We start from the raw sequence: 1,410 nt of genomic DNA, 5'->3' as shown, positions 1-1,410 counted from the left end.
GCCATGGCACGGTCGTGCTCATCGGCGGTTGTGGTGAACGGGGTGAAGCCCAGCGTGCGGAAGTATCGCGATAGATTATCGGTTGCTTCCGTGCTTCGCCCTGGAGTTACGGCAATTCGCAGCTCCGCGTCAAGGGTTGTCGGGCCAAAAAGTGGATGCGTTCCCACGACCGGCGTCGATGTTCTGGCCAACATGGTGTTCAGGGGCCGGACCTTAACCGAGCAGATGTCGGCCAGGATCGTTCTGGGCGTCAAATGTGGGGTCACGGCGTCGAGCACTGTGTCCATGGCCGTGATGGGTACGCACAAAAGGACGAGGCTCGCCGTTTGCACGGCCAAGGGCAGGGCGCCATGGTCCAGGGGATGGTCGAATTCCGTGACCGGGTTGCCGGCGTGGCGGAAAGCCGAGGCAAAGCGTGCGCCCATCTGTCCCTTGGCGCCGATGACGACGACGGTCGACGTGGGGTTAAGCGTCATGACGGGCCTCCAGGCCGTTGCCGAGTCGAATCATGTTCCACGCGTCCCAGAAGGTTGGAAAGGACTTGGCCACGCAGCCCGGATTGTCCAGGTGCACGGCACATTCTCCCAGCTCCAGCAAGGCCAGACTCATGGCCATGCGGTGGTCGCCGTGAGTGAGGAGGTGTACCGCGCGCGGAGTGGGTGTCGTGGACCCGCGGATGAGCATGCCGTCGGGTCGGGCCACGATGTGCACTCCGGCCTTGGCCAATTCCGTGACCGGCCCCTGGATGCGGTCGCATTCCTTCAGTGTCAGATGGGCCGCGCCGGAGATGATAGTCTCGCCCCTGGCGAACGCGGCCAAGGTTGCCACCGTGGGCACGATGTCCGGGCATGCGTTCATGTTTACCTCGATGCCGCGCAGGCGCGATGGGAACACAGTCACCGCGTCGTTGTCCCATTCGATGGTCGCGCCCATGCGGGTCAGGATATCGAGCATGTGTTTGTCGCCTTGGGCCGAATCGCGCGAAAGGCCGGAGATGCGCACCGGGGCCTTGCCCACGGCTCCGGCGGCCAGAAAATAGGAAGCGTTGGACCAGTCGCTTTCCACGCGCATGTTTCCGGAGCGGTAGGGCGCCGGGGCCACGATGAGGCGGATGTCCGTGGGCGGCACCCCGACTGCTTCGGCATGGGCGCAGGGGTGCCAGTCGTCCAGGATGCGCCGTTCCAGGCGCACGGGAACCCCGCAACGGGCCATGGAATCCAGCGTCAGGGCGACATAGGGCCAGGACGCGACGGATTTGCCCACGATCCGGATGACTGTCGGCGCTTTAGCCAGGGGCGCGGCCAGGAGCAAGCCCGAGAGGTACTGACTGCTCTGTTCCAGGTTGATGACCACCTCGCCGCCGACAAGGCCGGGGCTGGACAGGACCAGGGGCGGGTAGCCGATCTTGTC

2 protein-coding genes are annotated in these 1,410 nt (G+C 64.8%); both read right to left on the bottom strand.

Annotation, left to right across the window (positions count from 1 at the left end; genetic code table 11):
- The coding region (locus EOL86_14975; protein NCD26871.1) for a prephenate dehydrogenase/arogenate dehydrogenase family protein at nucleotides 1–476 on the bottom strand (476 nt) is incomplete at its 3' end.
- Nucleotides 466–1,410: 3-phosphoshikimate 1-carboxyvinyltransferase (locus tag EOL86_14970; protein ID NCD26870.1), on the bottom strand; the 945-nt coding region annotated here is incomplete at its 5' end. The genes EOL86_14975 and EOL86_14970, both read right to left, overlap by 11 nt.

It is taken from the genome of Deltaproteobacteria bacterium (assembly GCA_009930495.1).
In the GTDB taxonomy this organism is placed as follows: Bacteria; Desulfobacterota; Desulfovibrionia; order Desulfovibrionales; family Desulfomicrobiaceae; genus Desulfomicrobium.
This window is presented reverse-complemented; position numbering and strand designations above follow the sequence as displayed.